Raw genomic sequence first — 14,544 nt, forward strand, 5'->3', positions numbered from 1 at the left:
CGTCTGGGGTAGCACGGACAGGGTTGCGGATGTATCAGATTTCAGTCTGAATATTCGCGGTGTCACCAGTACGTTTGATGATGACGGCCAGAGCAATCAGCGCTACGCCAACGCAGATGTAAATCACGCCGGAACCCACGCCGCGACCGTGATTCTGCTGCTGCTTTTTCGGATCATTGACGTTTTTGATGATGATAAGTCCCATCCCCGCCGCAACAACGCCCAGCGTGCCGAAAATGAGCATCGCGGGCTTTCTTGCCGCCTGCATCCCCTGTCCAATTTCATTGATGGTGTCGAACCAGCCCGCTGCGTGCGCACCCGGCAGGTGCCCCAGCATCAGCATCATGGCCGCCAGACAACGGTATTTCGCGTTGTCCGCCCAGATTTTCATTTTGTATAATGTATTCATCATCATATTGCCTTTTCCTTGTTTACCAGATTAAACCCAACGTTTGCTGTCCACCTTCCAGCACCTCCGGCAGGAAGGCCATCAGCACACCACAAATTACGCTGACAATGCCACTGCCACGCATTTCCACACTCGATATTTTGGTGTGGCCATCCAGATTCGAGTTGGCAATTTTCGCCAACCCGCTGTAGACGAAGTAAACCCCAAGAACCCGCACCAGCGCGATGATATTGTTGATAGTCTTCGCGCCCATACCCCAGACACCTTCCGATGCCACCTGCGTGACGCCGTAAGTCATTGAGCCATAACCAAGCGTAGCCCCGCTGATATTGAGAAAATTCGGCAGGGCAATGATGAACACGCAAAAGACTATTGCCACGACCGAACTGGTGAAGTTCGGGCTGCGTCCATGCTTGGCCTGATTCTTGACCTGTAACAGCACTTCGCCGACCTTTACCACACCGACCAGCCCGGCGATAGCGAAGATGAAATACATCATCGGCTTCATGCCATCAGCAAGGGCGGCGAGAACCTTCTCTAAATCCATAATCTCACCGTATCAGGCCATTAGTGGTAACAACGACGCGGTTGTGCAAATCAATTTGCACTACCTTCGTCCCTCCCAAAGAATCCCCCACCTGCAAGGCGTAAACCTTGCCCCCGTAGCGAACCCAGACCAGATCGGGCTGAATATCGTTGATTTTCATATTAGAAATCAGCGTGCTGTTCAAATACCCACGACGCTGTTCCGGGGCACCAGGTGCCGTTGTTCCGGCAACGGAAGACAATGCCAGCCGCTGTTCTAGCTGGCTGATCTGCCCCTGCTGCTGAGCGACCATATTTCCAACCTGCTGAACCTGCTGGGTGAGCGTTTCAATCTGATTGCGTTGCTGGAGCAGCACGCTGGAAAGCTGATTAACTGCGTCCGATGAAATCGCAGCAGAAGATGCAGGAGGGGGAGCGCTGCGTGAGCCGGAGGCGAAACCGCCCGCGTTTTTAGGCTGTTGAGGCGCATCATCACTCAGCAGATAGAAAAGAAACGCAGCCACCACAATACCGAGCACGCCATAGGTGGCAAGACGACCTTTATCGGCCAGCAGGCCACTCATGCCCGTTTTATTGTTTTTGATTACCCCTGCTGACGGCTGCGGCTTACTTTCCTGCGTGGGCTTGTGACTTTCCGCTGCCTGCCGGGAGGGTGCATCGGCTTCGCCATTTGTATTCACAACTACAGAGTCGGTGATACCTTCATCTTCACCGCCTGATAAGATTTTGCTCGCCATGTATTTTCCTCGCTTAACGGGTGACTTTATCGGCATCGGTGACGGCTTTAATAAACTGAATACCTATCACTTTTCCTTTGTTGACTGTGACTTGTTTCACCGGCAGTTTGCTGGCATCTTCCGCCATCACTTTGCCCGCCTGCTCCGCAATACCGCCCGCAATAGTGCCGGTAATGGCTTTCCCGCTGGGGTCGCCAGTGGTGCGGTATTCATTGCCTCCGGGGGTCAGGATCATCTGCGAATTCGCGTCCCGGTACAGTTGGCCGGTCTGCCCTATCCCGCTGGCAATAGCCGGTAACAGGATGCGTGTAAACCAGCGGTTATTCACTTCGCTGGCGATAGCAAATTCCCGCGTTTCCGCATTCACTGCGTAGGCTTCCACGTTATAGGTTTCTCCGTTCCACTCCATTGACGTAAACTTAACTTCCACACCGTCACCCTGTAAGGACATGTCAGCGGAAAACAGCCTTGCGCCCTGATATTTACCCGAAGCGATATGCGCCAGCAGCTTCATGCTGCGGCTGTCTGAATTAGTGGCCGAGTCCACCACAGCGGGAAAAGCGGACAATGCTTTGATGAGTGTTACAGCCGGGGTTGTCGCATTTTTGTCTGCTTTGTTCAGGCCGCTGGCATCGTCGGATTTAAAAATACTGGCTACCCACTGATTTTGTTTGTTCCCGTCCTTCTCAGTGGACGCAAACAGGGCGGTGCCGGTTTTTATTTCTTGAGCGGGTGTTCTGGCGTCTTCTATTTTTTCCAGCAGCTTAGCCAGCCGGTCATTTCGCCGTTTTTCCTGTTCGGATTCACCGGTATTGGCTTGTGCATTGTTGTTGGTTTTTGCAGGTTCTTTTTCCCCCTCCCAACTAAAATGCTGGCCTGTATTTCCCGGCTGTGGCACTTTCTCGTTATTCACGCCCATGCCGACAAAACTGGTGCCGTTATTCAGCGCCCGGTCGCCCTGCTGTTGGTTGTAGAGTTCAGTCAGTTTGCGGTAATCAGGGTCGAGGACATCCGTTGGCTTCTCACCCGATACGTTCCGCGCCGTCACCGCCGAGCTATCAGTGGACAGGGATTCGCTGCGAGAGGTCATGAAATAGACTGCAACCAGCACAGCAGCCAGTACGCCGCCCCCGATCAGCCCCAGCTTTTTGATGTCGCCACTTTTTTCACTTGCCATGATGCTGCCCCTGTCAGTTGAGGTTGACGTATACGCTGCGGGATTTACCCATTTCTGAAAGCGTCAGTTCTGGCGTAACGGGCAACACATAAACGTGCGTGCCGTCAATGGCCGAAAGCGTCCGCGTGAATTCGTCGCGCAACTCCAGATCGGTTCTTAACACCAGTTCGTCGCCCATCATCCATGCCCGCATGGCTGGGGGCGCATTTCGTAGCTTGACCACCGTAGCTTCTTCTGGCGGTACGCCGTCCAGAAACGCCTGCAAATCCTTGTCGTACAGCCCAATTTTATCGCTGGCGACGGCGCGGCGCACCGGCGTGTCCGGGCTGCGTTTCGGGATGCGCAAGTCAAGCCGGTAATCAACCTGCACCGTACTGCGGGTATCGGCGGGACTTTGTGAGGTCACATTGATGATAATTGGCGTCGGGAGTCCTTTAAGGAACACCGTCACATTGCCCGCCACGTAATCAACTATCGGCTGGATATACACCACCGGCGCACCGTCCACATAGCGAACATTCATCTGCTTATCATTGGAGTTCGCTGGCTCTGCGGCCAGCGCCCACGGCGCACCAGTAATATCTGAAAAGGTGACAGTCGTCGTCACATTAGGGAAAACACGCACCTGCGGAATGGCGGCACCGGCTGACAGACTGACCGTCTGGCTGCTGATGCGCGGCACCGGCGTGACCAGCGGGCTGCGGGTCGCCCTGCTCAGACCATCAACTTTTTTCTTGAGCGTCTGTACCTGTCCGGGTGTTACTGGCTCGGCCAGTTCCGCCAGCGGCGGCGGTAACGGCTCCATTTCTTCCGGTTTCATGCTGACGGTCGGGGGTGGTGTGGGTGTCGGGGCTGGGGGTAACGCCGTGGTCGGCGCGGGTCGGTCTGCGGGAGTATCAGTTGAAGCAACAGCGTCAGAGGGTGGCGTCTGCTGTGGTGTCGATTGCTGCATACTGACAGCGCTTTTCACCCCTTTCAGCGAGTCCGGTTGTTCGGCACTGGCCGCCGAAATACCCAGACCGCTCAGAAGCGCCAGTACCAGTACGTTTTTTCTGTTACGCATTTTTACGCCTCCGCCGGTTTGAGCACAACAGCCGCGATTGCGATGCCGTTAGGGTTGCTGTCCGTACTGACGCGGATAACCTGCACAAACAGGTCATAGCGTTCTTCCTTGTAGGTGTCAAAATGACCAACGCGCTGCATATTCACCGGATATTTAAATTGCCACGCATAGGTTTTCTGGTCGTTCAGTAACCCTTCCGTGACCAGAGAACCCGGCGATATTGACGTTCTGATGTTAAGCTTACCTTTTACGATGTTTTCTTTCTGGCCGCTGCTCTCCAGCGCCCGGTAAAAACTGTCATATCCGGTTGTGGTGAAATATTGTTTCTGGGATGAAATCGTTTGTTCATAATGGACAAAATCAAGTTGCAGTGCCCGGTTCATGACAGCCGAAGCAAATTCCATCACATCGGTGTCGGTATAACCCGGCACATTGGAGGGAACCACCGGCAATACGAAGCCATTTTTGGTGGCAAAATATTTGTTAGGTGTGTTAATTATATAGGCAAACATCGTTGTATTCAGGACAAGAGAGACGCACAATGCAGCGCCTAAACACAGATTGGCTTTCAGCCCGTAGCGAGAAAGAACATCCCGGATATTACGGCTATTTGCTTCCAGCAGGGCACTGGTAAGAGGGTTGTCTTTTTGGTTCATAACTCATTCCCGTTTCTGGAGTAAACAATGGCAGAGTTCAGCACGTCAGATTTCCTTTCTGTTTTGCGTCACAAGGGAAAATTAAAAAGTTACATAAGTGAGCAAAGCATAGCAGATCTAGAGTATATTTTACGAAAATTCACTGAGGTTGTCGATGATTTAATAAAAGAAAAGACCGATGCGCAAAACGCAAAATCAGAAATATTAAATGAAGCTAAGTCAATCCTGAGTAACAGCACACTATCAAAAACAGACCTTGAAGATTTGTTCACAGAACTGACAAAAAAAAGCGGGCTGGCGCTTGCCCGAAAAGACACAACACAGCGCCGCCGCAAATCGCGGCTGCCGGTTAAGTATCGTCATGATGAAATCAAACCCAACGGTAAGCAGGTGACATACTCATGGACGGGGACGGGAAGACGGCCAGTGTTCTTCATGGATATGAGCGACGAAGAACTGGAACAATACCGGGTCAAAGACGAGGAATGACAAAAAGCCCGCCAGTTGCGGCGGGCTTTTATTAATGTGTATTATTACACATCATTAATCCATTTTTACAGATGGAACGGGAATGCGGAGTTTTCCTTTGTGCTGCCAGCATTCGAGTTAACACCGTCTGCTCCGGCATTGATTTGGACGTTCTTACCCGACGAGTCGGGCAGATACTGTTGCACATTTTGAGGCAGATACTTGCGGGAAAGCTCTCCCCACGGATCAATCTGTGTGGGGATTTTACTGCTGATTTTTTCTGTGATTTTTTGACGTGCCGCCTGACAAACTTCCTGTTTAATGCGGTCGAGCACACCGCCAATCCCCGGAAATGAAGGAAGTGTAATACTGGTAGACAGTGAACCTAGGCATTTACCAATCGCATCACTGGAGACGAAACTGTCTTCCGCCTCCTTGTTGATTTGCTCAATTTCTGCATTCAGAGCCGCTTCTGCGGCCTTCTGTGCGGCTGTCCCGGCAGCACAATTCTGATCGGCTAAAACGCTAAATGCAGGCAAGAGCAAAACACCTGCAACCAGACTACATTTTAGGACTTGGCATCGGTTGTGCCGTGGCGTTTTGTTCATGTCTTTTTACCTGCTCTGGTTGGTTGGGGAGCGGCTTATGCGCTTTCGGTGCATTTTTGAATAGTTCAGCAAAACCCGGCATCGCCTTAATGTCTTTATTGGCAATCGTAAGTGGCTGCAACTGCTCACTGCGCTGGAGTTTGTATACCAGCGTTTCGCCATCCGGTGAAACATGACCATACCCCAGCATTTTTAGCCCATTCTCTTGTACGCTGGACAGCGTAAAATAACTTTTTTTCTGCCCGTCTTTTTCCTGTGTGACCTGCCGCGCTATCACATGGTCGTAAGTGTTAGTCTGTGGATCGCGGATCACGCCCTGCATGTACCCATCACGCGACGCGACAAATAGCGCATCACAGGCCGCACTTGGGTTCTGACTGTCCTGCACAAACACCACCTCCCCCGATAACCTGTTCTGGTCGCTGAATACCGCAATAGCGGGTTTTTCTACAGACTCAGGACGGGCTTGCCATTGGCAAAAAACCACAGGGTTTCGCCTGCCGGGTTGTTTGGGGAAAACCGCGCTGTCGGTTCCCGTTCCAGCACCATCGCCTGCACAACATCACGCAACTGCCTGTACGTCAACGCATCATAGGCGGTAAAGGTGTCCGGGCGGGCGGCAGTCGGATTTTCCGTGGTAGGCTTGGGATATTCCGCCGCCACCTTCCATTCATTGCGCTGCGTGATAATTTTTTCATACCGCACAATTTTACCGTTTTCATCCCGAACCGGGGCGTTTACCTCAACATCCTTATTACCAACGAATGCCGCTGTGATGATGTCGCCCCGTTTCACCCCGGCGTCCTTGAGCGCCCGCTGAAAGTCCACCCCCCAATGCTCTTTTTCGCCGTGCTCATTACGCAACTTGATGAAATATGACATCTTTTCATCATCCTTGTGCTCATATTTCGCCCGGCCAAAGTCAAGCAGTTCACCACGCAGTACCGGCTTGCGTTCTTCGGCGCTGATCGCTTCTGCTGCGGGTTCTACGCCGTTTTGCGCAACCTGTGCATCCGGGGCTACAGGCTGTGCCGTTTGCGGCGAAGCATCATGGTCGTTAGCAGAAAGAGGCTCTGCGGATGGGGAGTGAGCCTGTTCCTGCGCCAGATGCGCTTGCTGAACTGCGCTAAGGGCTTCCCGTTGCGCCGGGTCATTCAGTGACACCTTGAGGTTATACTCGGCTATCAGACCGTAAACTCGCTGTTTAAAGTCCTCTGAACCAGTCACAGTGAAGCTACCGCCGTAGTTGACGGCGGCGGTTTGCAGCGCAACCAGCACCATTTCTTTTGACATGGCAGCGTCTTCGCTTGCCATATAGATGCCGCTGCGGTGATCTTCAAAGGCAGGCACCCCGGCCAGCAGATACCGTACTGCATTACCGTGCCGCTCATGGGTTAGCTGGGTCATGAGTGCGGCGAGATCAAGCCGTTCTTCTGGCGCTACGTCGCTGTCTTCGGAGGAAGGGAAGGAAAAACCATTTTTCTCCGCCTGCGGGATCGAGGCTGCATTATCCTCTGATACCGGGCGCGGCTGCACAGGTGCAGATTGTTCCGGGGCTGGGGCATTCTGGATGGTGGAAATCAGAGAAGACAGCTTTTCAGGATCATTCTCAGGCACGGTCGAATCGAAAATCGTTTCGCTGACGGTGAACACCCTCATGCTGTCGGCCAGTCCGCTGCGGTATACGGTGTCCACGTTGTCCGGCATCTTCGCCACTACCGTGTCAAAATGTGCCCGGCTGACAGTGCGGCCAATTCCGTTCATCGCCCGTTCCGTCTCCGCCCGCACCAGCGTGTTGTTCCACGCCACCTCAGCGTTCTCCGCTTTGATATACACCTGTGTGGTGTACCCGTTTTCTTTGAGCAATTGCAGGGTGCTGATCGGTGTCTGTGCGGTTCTGAATGTCCCCTCAACAGCCAGATTCAGCCGTTTCTCTGTCCCCAGCGCAATCACCCTTTCAGCCACAGCACCGGAAAACGCCGCCGTATGAGTCGGGTAGTTCTCACCGTATTTATCGATAATTTCATTAAACTGTGGGTGGAAACGGCGAAATTCATCTGCGTTGACGACAAGCACATTGCCATTATGCTCCTCACGAAACACATTAAGCAGCGTCGATTTTCCCGCCCCCGGCAATCCTCCCAGCACAGTCGCCACCGGCGCATCGCTGGCAGTAAGGCCAGCCCCTTTCTGCTCAACGAAATGTCGGGCGATATTATCCACGACACTATCGGAAAAACTGAATTCATCCATTCTGCGGTTCCTCGTGTTTAATTTTCTGCGCTGACCGGTAACGTCTCCGCGCGTATAGCGTCACAGATATTTCTCACACGCCCGGCATCAATAAATTCAGCCACAGTGTCATACAGGAAATTCCGAAGCGTTGTCAGATTAGTAATCTGACGGTCAAGCGTTGCCTTTCGCTCCGGGTAAGTATTCTGGTCTGTACGTTCACGCGACCAGTACAAATCAGCGTCCAGTTGTGCCACATACTCAATCAGCACGTCTTTCATCATCAGGTGCGTACCGTGGTTTGTTTCTGGTGCGTTAACCAGAGCGTCGATCTGCTGCGCGAATACGTCTGTGTTCATTTTTCACCTCGCAATGCTAGTTTCGTCTGTACCACCACGGCCTGCCGGTAAGATGGTCGCCTTTCAGTTTTGCACGCCACGATCTGAGCAACAGGCTCGGAGGCTTGTTCTTCCAGCCCAGATAGCCCAGCAACGCCAGCGCACAGACAATCCCGACGAACGTCACCCATGACATATGTACAAACCAGATTAAAATCAGTGCATACCAGCCGACATGAATTTTCCCTATGCGTATCGGCTTACCGGCATTTCTCCAGCGGTTAGTCTCCATAATGGCCTTTCTCCAGTTTGTTGAAGTTCGAAATGGTGATCACTTCGATAACGTCCTCTCTGGACACTTTCCCTTCCTGATACAACTGGTAGGCTTTTTGCACCAGTGTGGTGCCCTGTGCTTTGAGTCTGTTATCCACAAATGCCCCCCACTGCTGGTACGGAAGTTCAGACAATTCGGCTTTGAGTTCTTCATCAAAAATCATGAATTCCCGTACCGCAATGCGTCTGCCGTCCGTACTACGCAACAGGCGTTGCACAATGGACACTCTGATAGTCTGGAGCAGGGTATGCGCGGCACTTTCCCGACTTTCCGTTGAAAACATTTCGATGAAACGAGGGAACACTTGCCCGCAAGTATCGTTGTGCATCGTGGTATACACCGCATGGCCTGATAGCGCTGCGGCTGATGCCCCTTGTGCGACTTTAATATTCAGCGTTTCCCCGACGCCGATCACTTTCGGCGAACGTCGCAGTGCTGATTCCGAAATACCAATATCAAAGGAGGCTACATCCGTGCCAACCTCGGATTGTGCTGGTTCCGGCGCAATCCATAATTCATCATCAACGCCGAGAAGGTATTCGACCGGCCATTCAAAGGTAATGATTTTACGGTTGGGATAGTGCCGCCCCAGATACTGGAAAATAGCGGCCATCATCATGCTTTTACCGGAGCCGGTTTCGCCGCCGATAAACACGATGCCTGAACCGGGAAAAAGCGCTTCAAATAATTCGCGCTCAAACCCCATCGTTTCAAGCGGGATAATTTTGTTGTTCAGCACACGTAACGTGACAGAAAACTGACCGGCGCGACCGGCGACCGTTGCCTGCGTGAAGTTGACGCGAAAACGTGCCTTACTGCCTTTTCGCAGTCCTAATGTAGCCTTTTCATCGCCCACCAGTTCCCACGCCAGATTGACGATTTCACCCTGATTAAGCGACGAGCGCACAGTCGCCCCGAATATCCCGTTAACGATTTCCTCCAGTCGGGATTGCTCGACACGAAATTTCGTTGCGGGCAACTGGCGACCGTGCCGATCCACCCAGATACGGGCATTACCCTGTATGGTAATATCGGAAACCTCATTCTGGGCGCAGTGTACAAAAAAGCGTTTCATCGACCGCGCATCCGGGTAGCCGCCAAAGTCGAAAATGAAATCGTCCGCCTGTTCCATCACCATCACCGTATTGTTGGCTTCCAGTTCTCTTTCTTAATATCGAGTCGCGCGGGCTGCTCAATACGTTTAACTTCATCGCCCAGCGTCATAGTGCGGCTGTCTCCCGTCACAGTAAGCGCCTTACGCGAGATTATCGGTTGCTTGATCATGCCGCTCTGCAACAGAGTCGAATAACGCAACATGCCGTTATAATCACGGGTAAGACGGTTAAAATTGGCTTCCAGTATCTGATCGGCTTTTTCACGTCCCTTACTCCAGCCAATTTTGATGCTGCGTTCCCAGATAGCCTTTTCTTTGCTGTTTTTAGGCAGCGTTTCAGCTTCCGGCATGTCGATTGGCGTGGCATACAGACCGGTTTTCAGATAGGTCTTCCACGTTGGGGGATTACTGACAAATCGGGCTGGTGAAAGAATTTCGTATACGCGGTTGCCGGTCCGAATTTGATTATCTGTGATATGCGCAACGTCTTTGGCCTCGACCACAACCGGGGGAACATAGCTGCCTTTCGCAACCAGTGGTTCAAAACGGTACATGTAATCGAGGTTAGTTTTCTGTTTATCCAGTGCGGCCATCAGTTCGGCGGCGCGTTCTGCTTTTCCGCCCCTGAACCCCAACGTTTCGGCTATTTCGGACAGCATGTTATTAGCGAGTTCATCACCTGCCCTGCTGTCGGGTTTCAGGTAGTAGTTTATCGGCTTAGGAGGGGCAATGTTTTCGTCAGTTTTTAGCTGTTCTGCACTCAGTGCCGATACACAAGGAAGTGAACACATCAATAACGTAAATATCGAAATCGGTTTCATCAATACCCCCGTAACAGCCGTTTATCTTTTTTCGGGGAAGCATAATTAAGGATCAGTTTACCGTTACGTTCCTCAATCGTGCCGCGATAGTCAATCTGCTGCTGGATAAGTCCAATCACACTGTAGTAAGGAGCGTTGCCAACATTGATGTTCAGCGGTAAAGGCAATGCAAGCCCGCGCGATTCAAAGGTGAGGTGACGTTGTTTTGCAAGCTGACGGAGTAACTCTTTTGCATCGCCCTGCCAGTCGATTCGCAGGTTTTGACTGTCCGTGTAAATCACAGTGGGAACATTGAACGTGGTACGGTTAATTGCCCCTGCCTGATAGAGTTCATCCTGCGCCAGTTTGATTTTGATTGCCTGCTGTCGTATTTGCTCGTTGACCAGTTGTGTTGCGTCAACTTCCTGCTGTTTTGAAGTGGTCGAACAACCCGTTATGGTGCCAGTAATGAGCAGAATACCGGCAAAACGCATTTTCCTTTTCATACACCCACCTGTTTTTAAAGAGTGAAATCATTATTACTTTTCTTATTCTGCATTTTTACACGTTCCTGTTCATCGCGCAACTTTTGAGCGTCGCGCATTTTTTGCGCATTTTTATGAGCCTGTTGATTTACGTCTTCAATATTCTTAATTTCGATAGAGTTATAGGCCGGATATGAACGTATATAGTCGTTCAATACAGTAACACCTTTTTGCTTAAACTCATTGCTACCGTACACTCCAGCCTCGGTGGGTTCACCACTCAGCACCAGCGTGGTTGCGGCTTTCTGGTGATGCTCGTTATCCCGACTGTTAACCCCAACAAAAACTGACCGACCACGGTCAACAACCGCAACATTTTTGGTCGTATTGTCCCGATAAATAACCGTTCCATCCCTCAGCAGTGACGGAGTAAAACTTTTGGTTTGGGTAACAGGAACATCATCACGATTGGAAGCAATGAAGTCCTTGATATTGTCGGCACCAACCCGCTCCTGAATAGCTTGTTGATACTTCTTATTGCGTGTTTCCCGGTACGCCCATGACCTGAGTTGAGATAACGCCGCCTTATCTCCAGAAAGTGCCTGTTGCGCTACCCAATCTTTGTAATTAAGGCGCGGGTGAGACTGTTTAAAGGATGCCTGAGCCTCACGTTCTGTCGCTTTGATATAAGCAATGGCTTTTCGCTTATCGAATTCCGCCGCATTAAATAAAATGCGACGTATCTGTGGATCGCGTTCGCTATCCCGGATAGAGGCTTTAACCATTTGAAGATGCGCGTTTACCTGCCGGTACTGTTGACTGAGCAGTGAACGGTCTGGGCGATATACAGGCAGAGACATCGTATAAGCTTTGTATCGACCTTTTAAATCCATCCGGGAAAGAGCGCGTTCATTGCGCTGTGTGTCACGGATATTAATGTCTCGAAGACTCAGAGAAGCACTATACCCCATACCAATTTCAGGGACAGAATACGGCTCTGCATCCCCCGGTTGAAACGTGCCAATCCTGGCGGTCAGTGCATCGTGCCGGAAACGGTATTCAGGAAATATTTTTCGCCAGCAAACAGAAACACGCTCGTCGCCGGTTCCATGTGAGATCAGCAAACCGCCCGCATGTGGACTCTCTGATACCGACAATCCGGCTCGTGCAAACAACGCATGAATATCACGCCAGTTTGCTGTCCTGAATTGCATTTCGTTTTTAAGTTCGTCGGCAACAGTACGGTTTTCATGCTGCGTCTGTAGAAGATAATGATAAAGCGAAGGACGACCTGATTTGTTCTCCATCAGAGCGACCTTATGCGCAGCATCCGAGGAAAGACCATTCTTGTGATGATTTTTCTGTCTCGTCACATAGCCATTATCGCTAATCGCATACAGACCATTATCATGATTAAATCCGTGCTTTATTTCGAGTAACCTACTCGCTTTGTGCAGCGTATCGATGGAGTAGGAAAGATGGTTAGCGCGGAACGTGACGGGGTGTACCCGGTTCACTGCAACATGCACATGCAGGTTGTCAGTGTCACGGTGAATAGCAGCGACGAACTGGTGCTCTTGCAACCCCATTGACTGCAACGTAAACCGCACGCTATCGAATACCTGAGCATCGCTGGGAGTCTCATTTTCCTGCCATGACAGAACGTAATGAAACACCGGATCTTTACAGGCCACGTTTACGTTACCTGTCGCTTCCATCTCACGCGCTGCTGTTTCGACGGACAAACAGTTGTGCAGAATACTGATACCGTTAATGTCCACGCGCGTATGGTCGAATTCGTCAATGTAGGCCGGACTAATCGTATCTTCATGCCGTTTAAGATACCCGGTCAGCGCTTCAAATCCTTCGGATGCAGTCGCCTGTTCAATAGGCTTATCCCATTGAACAGGCGACTTCTGTGCGATGTAAGAAACCAGACCACTAAATCCAGTTCCCTTTTTAGGCCGGGGAATAATTTTGGGGATCACGCTAAGGGTTCCTCACCATTACCATCATCACGGGCAAGGCGTAACGCTGCAGCTCTGATTGCAGATAACACTTCTGAATATTCTTTGTCACCAGTGCGTTTACCTTCAACAAACAAATGCTTTTGCATTGCCCCTAACTTGTTGAGCATTGCCAGCATCTGGGTATCGCTTTTATTGACCATGCGACGACCAAGCCCTGCCCTGATCAGATACTGACTCAAAGACAAACCCGCATTTTTGGCTTTCTCTTGTAGAGCTTCTTTTGTTGAAGCATCTGTTCGAATCTGAATGTTGCTGTTGAGCTTACGACTGCTGCTCTTACTCACAATATCTCTCCTTCACTGGGGTGTCGGGGCGCAGCCCTGACTTCATCGCATTGTCATTATCGCCGTGGCGGTAATGACAATGCACATCCTGTCCTACCTTTGACCTTGATTTAGTCTAGCACAGGTGCGTTTTACTTTAACATTTGCTAATCTTTAGCAAACTGAAAATTTTCACGTAAAGGAGACTGATATGGCTAAGCGTAAACCAAAGTTTTACACCGAATCAGACGTTGAAAGCCTTACGAACATCATGCAGGAACTACCTGACCTGACGCCCACACGGTTACTTAAAAATGATGTACTGGCAAAAGTAAGCAAAGTCATTCTTTCACTCAGTAAAGACAAGGGCTATTCCGTAAATGAGATCCATGAAGTTATTACGTCCAGCGGATTTACCGACGTGACTTTAGCGGATATAAAATCTATTACCGAACGAAAACGAACAGTGAGTAACAAATCAAGTTCTGACGCTAAGGAAAAAACATCGGTCAAACCGGAAGATGCTTCACAACCCGGTAATACTGAAACCTGATAGCTGTAGGGTTCTTTCGTCTTCGACCATCAGCCCTCAGTATCGCAGTGATGATCGGAGAACAAAAAACCGTCTGGCAGGAAGGTGGGGGAAGCGGGTTTATGCAAGCTCGCCATTTGTATCGGCGGATAAAACCGGAGATATATTTAGCATTCGCGTGCCGCCTCCCATGCCCTTTCAGGGCATCAAAAACGGAAAGTGCTATGAAGAAAATTTTTGGTCTGTTGGCAGGTGTCGTACTTGCTTTACCGCTTGTCAGCGTTGCCAGTAGCGATATTGATATAGGGTTTTCACCGGAAGGTTCAGCATTAACACTTGTACTTAAAACCATCGACGATTCTCAACGCAGCTTGCGATTGATAGGCTATGTTTTCACTTCGCCGGATGTGGTTAAAAGTCTGATTGATGCCAAAAAGCGCGGTGTTGATGTCCGGGTAATTGTTGACGAGAAAGCAAACCGCAACAACACCAGTCAGGCCGCGCTCAATCTTTTAGTGAATGCAGGTATTCCAACCCGCATCATTAGCGCATACAAAATCACTCATGATAAAATAATCGTGGCCGACGAACGGACAACCGAAACCGGAAGTTTTAACTACACGCGTGCAGCAGATAGATCCAATTCTGAAAATGTGATTGTCATTCGTAACAATCCTGAAGTGGCTAAAACTTATCTTTCACACTGGCAATCACGCTGGGAAAAGGGACAGGACTGGACATCGACTTACTGA

General features: G+C 50.6%; 19 protein-coding genes. 3 read left to right on the forward strand and 16 right to left on the reverse strand.

What is annotated here, in order from left to right; genetic code table 11:
* Nucleotides 1–34: 34 nt before the first annotated feature.
* From AC3RPL_RS15815 to AC3RPL_RS15840, 6 genes are read right to left on the reverse strand one after another with little or no spacing between them, the layout of a single operon-like run.
* Nucleotides 35–415, reverse strand: coding sequence for a DUF6750 family protein (locus AC3RPL_RS15815; RefSeq protein WP_130975918.1), 381 nt, complete (start codon nt 413–415; stop codon nt 35–37).
* Between the two features lie 16 nt (nt 416–431).
* Nucleotides 432–956 (reverse strand): conjugal transfer protein TraQ, encoded by a 525-nt coding sequence (gene traQ / locus AC3RPL_RS15820; protein WP_130975917.1) that lies wholly within the window; start codon nt 954–956, stop codon nt 432–434.
* Nucleotides 957–960: 4 nt separating this feature from the next.
* A complete protein-coding gene (locus AC3RPL_RS15825) occupies nt 961–1,692 on the reverse strand; it encodes a hypothetical protein (protein ID WP_490740790.1) in 732 nt (243 codons plus the stop codon).
* A gap of 13 nt (nt 1,693–1,705) precedes the next feature.
* Nucleotides 1,706–2,869, reverse strand: coding sequence for a conjugal transfer protein TraO (gene traO / locus AC3RPL_RS15830; protein WP_367168663.1), 1,164 nt, complete (start codon nt 2,867–2,869; stop codon nt 1,706–1,708).
* A gap of 13 nt (nt 2,870–2,882) precedes the next feature.
* Entirely contained in the window at nt 2,883–3,932 is a 1,050-nt protein-coding gene (locus tag AC3RPL_RS15835; RefSeq protein ID WP_490740791.1) for a DotH/IcmK family type IV secretion protein, read from the reverse strand.
* Nucleotides 3,933–3,934: 2 nt separating this feature from the next.
* On the reverse strand, nt 3,935–4,588 hold the full coding sequence (locus tag AC3RPL_RS15840; protein ID WP_242426117.1) for a DotI/IcmL family type IV secretion protein: 654 nt from the start codon (nt 4,586–4,588) through the stop codon (nt 3,935–3,937).
* A gap of 27 nt (nt 4,589–4,615) precedes the next feature.
* Between AC3RPL_RS15840 and AC3RPL_RS15845 the strand changes: the two genes are divergently transcribed.
* Nucleotides 4,616–5,077: an H-NS family histone-like protein gene (locus tag AC3RPL_RS15845; RefSeq protein ID WP_273583551.1), complete on the forward strand. Its 462-nt coding sequence runs from the start codon at nt 4,616–4,618 to the stop codon at nt 5,075–5,077.
* A 65-nt stretch (nt 5,078–5,142) separates the two neighbouring features.
* On the opposite strand, the gene AC3RPL_RS15850 is transcribed toward AC3RPL_RS15845, so the two are convergent.
* From AC3RPL_RS15850 to mobA, 10 genes are read right to left on the reverse strand one after another with little or no spacing between them, the layout of a single operon-like run.
* Nucleotides 5,143–5,664 (reverse strand): hypothetical protein, encoded by a 522-nt coding sequence (locus tag AC3RPL_RS15850; RefSeq protein WP_201884880.1) that lies wholly within the window; start codon nt 5,662–5,664, stop codon nt 5,143–5,145.
* Nucleotides 5,618–6,151: a hypothetical protein gene (locus AC3RPL_RS15855; RefSeq protein WP_490740792.1), complete on the reverse strand. Its 534-nt coding sequence runs from the start codon at nt 6,149–6,151 to the stop codon at nt 5,618–5,620. The genes AC3RPL_RS15850 and AC3RPL_RS15855 overlap by 47 nt, the downstream gene beginning before the upstream one ends.
* Nucleotides 6,112–7,917, reverse strand: a complete 1,806-nt coding sequence (locus AC3RPL_RS15860) for a zeta toxin family protein (protein ID WP_490740793.1) — start codon at nt 7,915–7,917, stop codon at nt 6,112–6,114. Before AC3RPL_RS15860 ends, AC3RPL_RS15855 begins: the two co-directional genes overlap by 40 nt.
* A gap of 17 nt (nt 7,918–7,934) precedes the next feature.
* Entirely contained in the window at nt 7,935–8,255 is a 321-nt protein-coding gene (locus AC3RPL_RS15865) for a hypothetical protein (protein ID WP_490740794.1), read from the reverse strand.
* Nucleotides 8,256–8,271: 16 nt separating this feature from the next.
* Nucleotides 8,272–8,526 carry an IcmT/TraK family protein gene (icmT, locus tag AC3RPL_RS15870; protein WP_130975950.1) on the reverse strand — a complete coding sequence of 85 codons (255 nt, stop codon included), beginning with the start codon at nt 8,524–8,526 and terminating at the stop codon, nt 8,272–8,274.
* Nucleotides 8,516–9,700, reverse strand: coding sequence for a plasmid transfer ATPase TraJ (traJ, locus tag AC3RPL_RS15875; RefSeq protein ID WP_490740795.1), 1,185 nt, complete (start codon nt 9,698–9,700; stop codon nt 8,516–8,518). Before traJ ends, icmT begins: the two co-directional genes overlap by 11 nt.
* A 5-nt stretch (nt 9,701–9,705) precedes the next feature.
* Nucleotides 9,706–10,503 (reverse strand): type IV secretory system conjugative DNA transfer family protein, encoded by a 798-nt coding sequence (locus tag AC3RPL_RS15880; protein ID WP_490740796.1) that lies wholly within the window; start codon nt 10,501–10,503, stop codon nt 9,706–9,708.
* The gene (locus AC3RPL_RS15885; protein ID WP_201884876.1) at nt 10,503–10,988 is read right to left on the reverse strand and encodes a DotD/TraH family lipoprotein; all 486 of its coding nucleotides are present in this window, start codon (nt 10,986–10,988) and stop codon (nt 10,503–10,505) included. The genes AC3RPL_RS15880 and AC3RPL_RS15885 overlap by 1 nt, the downstream gene beginning before the upstream one ends.
* Nucleotides 10,989–11,002: 14 nt before the next feature.
* Nucleotides 11,003–12,955, reverse strand: coding sequence for a TraI/MobA(P) family conjugative relaxase (gene traI / locus AC3RPL_RS15890; RefSeq protein ID WP_490740797.1), 1,953 nt, complete (start codon nt 12,953–12,955; stop codon nt 11,003–11,005).
* Complete coding sequence (mobA, locus tag AC3RPL_RS15895; protein ID WP_070133889.1) at nt 12,952–13,281, reverse strand: plasmid mobilization protein MobA; 330 nt, start codon at nt 13,279–13,281, stop codon at nt 12,952–12,954. Before mobA ends, traI begins: the two co-directional genes overlap by 4 nt.
* Nucleotides 13,282–13,471: 190 nt before the next feature.
* On the opposite strand from mobA, the gene AC3RPL_RS15900 reads away from it, so the two are divergent.
* Nucleotides 13,472–13,813 carry a hypothetical protein gene (locus AC3RPL_RS15900; protein ID WP_490740798.1) on the forward strand — a complete coding sequence of 114 codons (342 nt, stop codon included), beginning with the start codon at nt 13,472–13,474 and terminating at the stop codon, nt 13,811–13,813.
* Between the two features lie 203 nt (nt 13,814–14,016).
* The gene (locus AC3RPL_RS15905; protein ID WP_490740799.1) at nt 14,017–14,544 is read left to right on the forward strand and encodes a phospholipase D family nuclease; all 528 of its coding nucleotides are present in this window, start codon (nt 14,017–14,019) and stop codon (nt 14,542–14,544) included.

This window comes from Erwinia papayae (assembly GCF_058241465.1).

Coding starts and splice junctions, on each gene's coding strand:
- icmT (WP_130975950.1), bottom strand. CDS start 8,526: ATGGAGACTAACCGCTGGAGAAATGCCGGTAAGCCGATACGCATAGGG.
- AC3RPL_RS15880 (WP_490740796.1), bottom strand. CDS start 10,503: ATGAAACCGATTTCGATATTTACGTTATTGATGTGTTCACTTCCTTGT.
- traQ (WP_130975917.1), bottom strand. CDS start 956: ATGGATTTAGAGAAGGTTCTCGCCGCCCTTGCTGATGGCATGAAGCCG.
- AC3RPL_RS15850 (WP_201884880.1), bottom strand. CDS start 5,664: ATGAACAAAACGCCACGGCACAACCGATGCCAAGTCCTAAAATGTAGT.
- AC3RPL_RS15845 (WP_273583551.1), top strand. CDS start 4,616: ATGGCAGAGTTCAGCACGTCAGATTTCCTTTCTGTTTTGCGTCACAAG.
- traJ (WP_490740795.1), bottom strand. CDS start 9,700: ATGGAACAGGCGGACGATTTCATTTTCGACTTTGGCGGCTACCCGGAT.
- AC3RPL_RS15905 (WP_490740799.1), top strand. CDS start 14,017: ATGAAGAAAATTTTTGGTCTGTTGGCAGGTGTCGTACTTGCTTTACCG.
- AC3RPL_RS15840 (WP_242426117.1), bottom strand. CDS start 4,588: ATGAACCAAAAAGACAACCCTCTTACCAGTGCCCTGCTGGAAGCAAAT.
- AC3RPL_RS15815 (WP_130975918.1), bottom strand. CDS start 415: ATGATGATGAATACATTATACAAAATGAAAATCTGGGCGGACAACGCG.
- AC3RPL_RS15885 (WP_201884876.1), bottom strand. CDS start 10,988: ATGAAAAGGAAAATGCGTTTTGCCGGTATTCTGCTCATTACTGGCACC.
- AC3RPL_RS15825 (WP_490740790.1), bottom strand. CDS start 1,692: ATGGCGAGCAAAATCTTATCAGGCGGTGAAGATGAAGGTATCACCGAC.
- AC3RPL_RS15860 (WP_490740793.1), bottom strand. CDS start 7,917: ATGGATGAATTCAGTTTTTCCGATAGTGTCGTGGATAATATCGCCCGA.
- AC3RPL_RS15900 (WP_490740798.1), top strand. CDS start 13,472: ATGGCTAAGCGTAAACCAAAGTTTTACACCGAATCAGACGTTGAAAGC.
- AC3RPL_RS15835 (WP_490740791.1), bottom strand. CDS start 3,932: ATGCGTAACAGAAAAAACGTACTGGTACTGGCGCTTCTGAGCGGTCTG.
- AC3RPL_RS15865 (WP_490740794.1), bottom strand. CDS start 8,255: ATGAACACAGACGTATTCGCGCAGCAGATCGACGCTCTGGTTAACGCA.
- traO (WP_367168663.1), bottom strand. CDS start 2,869: ATGGCAAGTGAAAAAAGTGGCGACATCAAAAAGCTGGGGCTGATCGGG.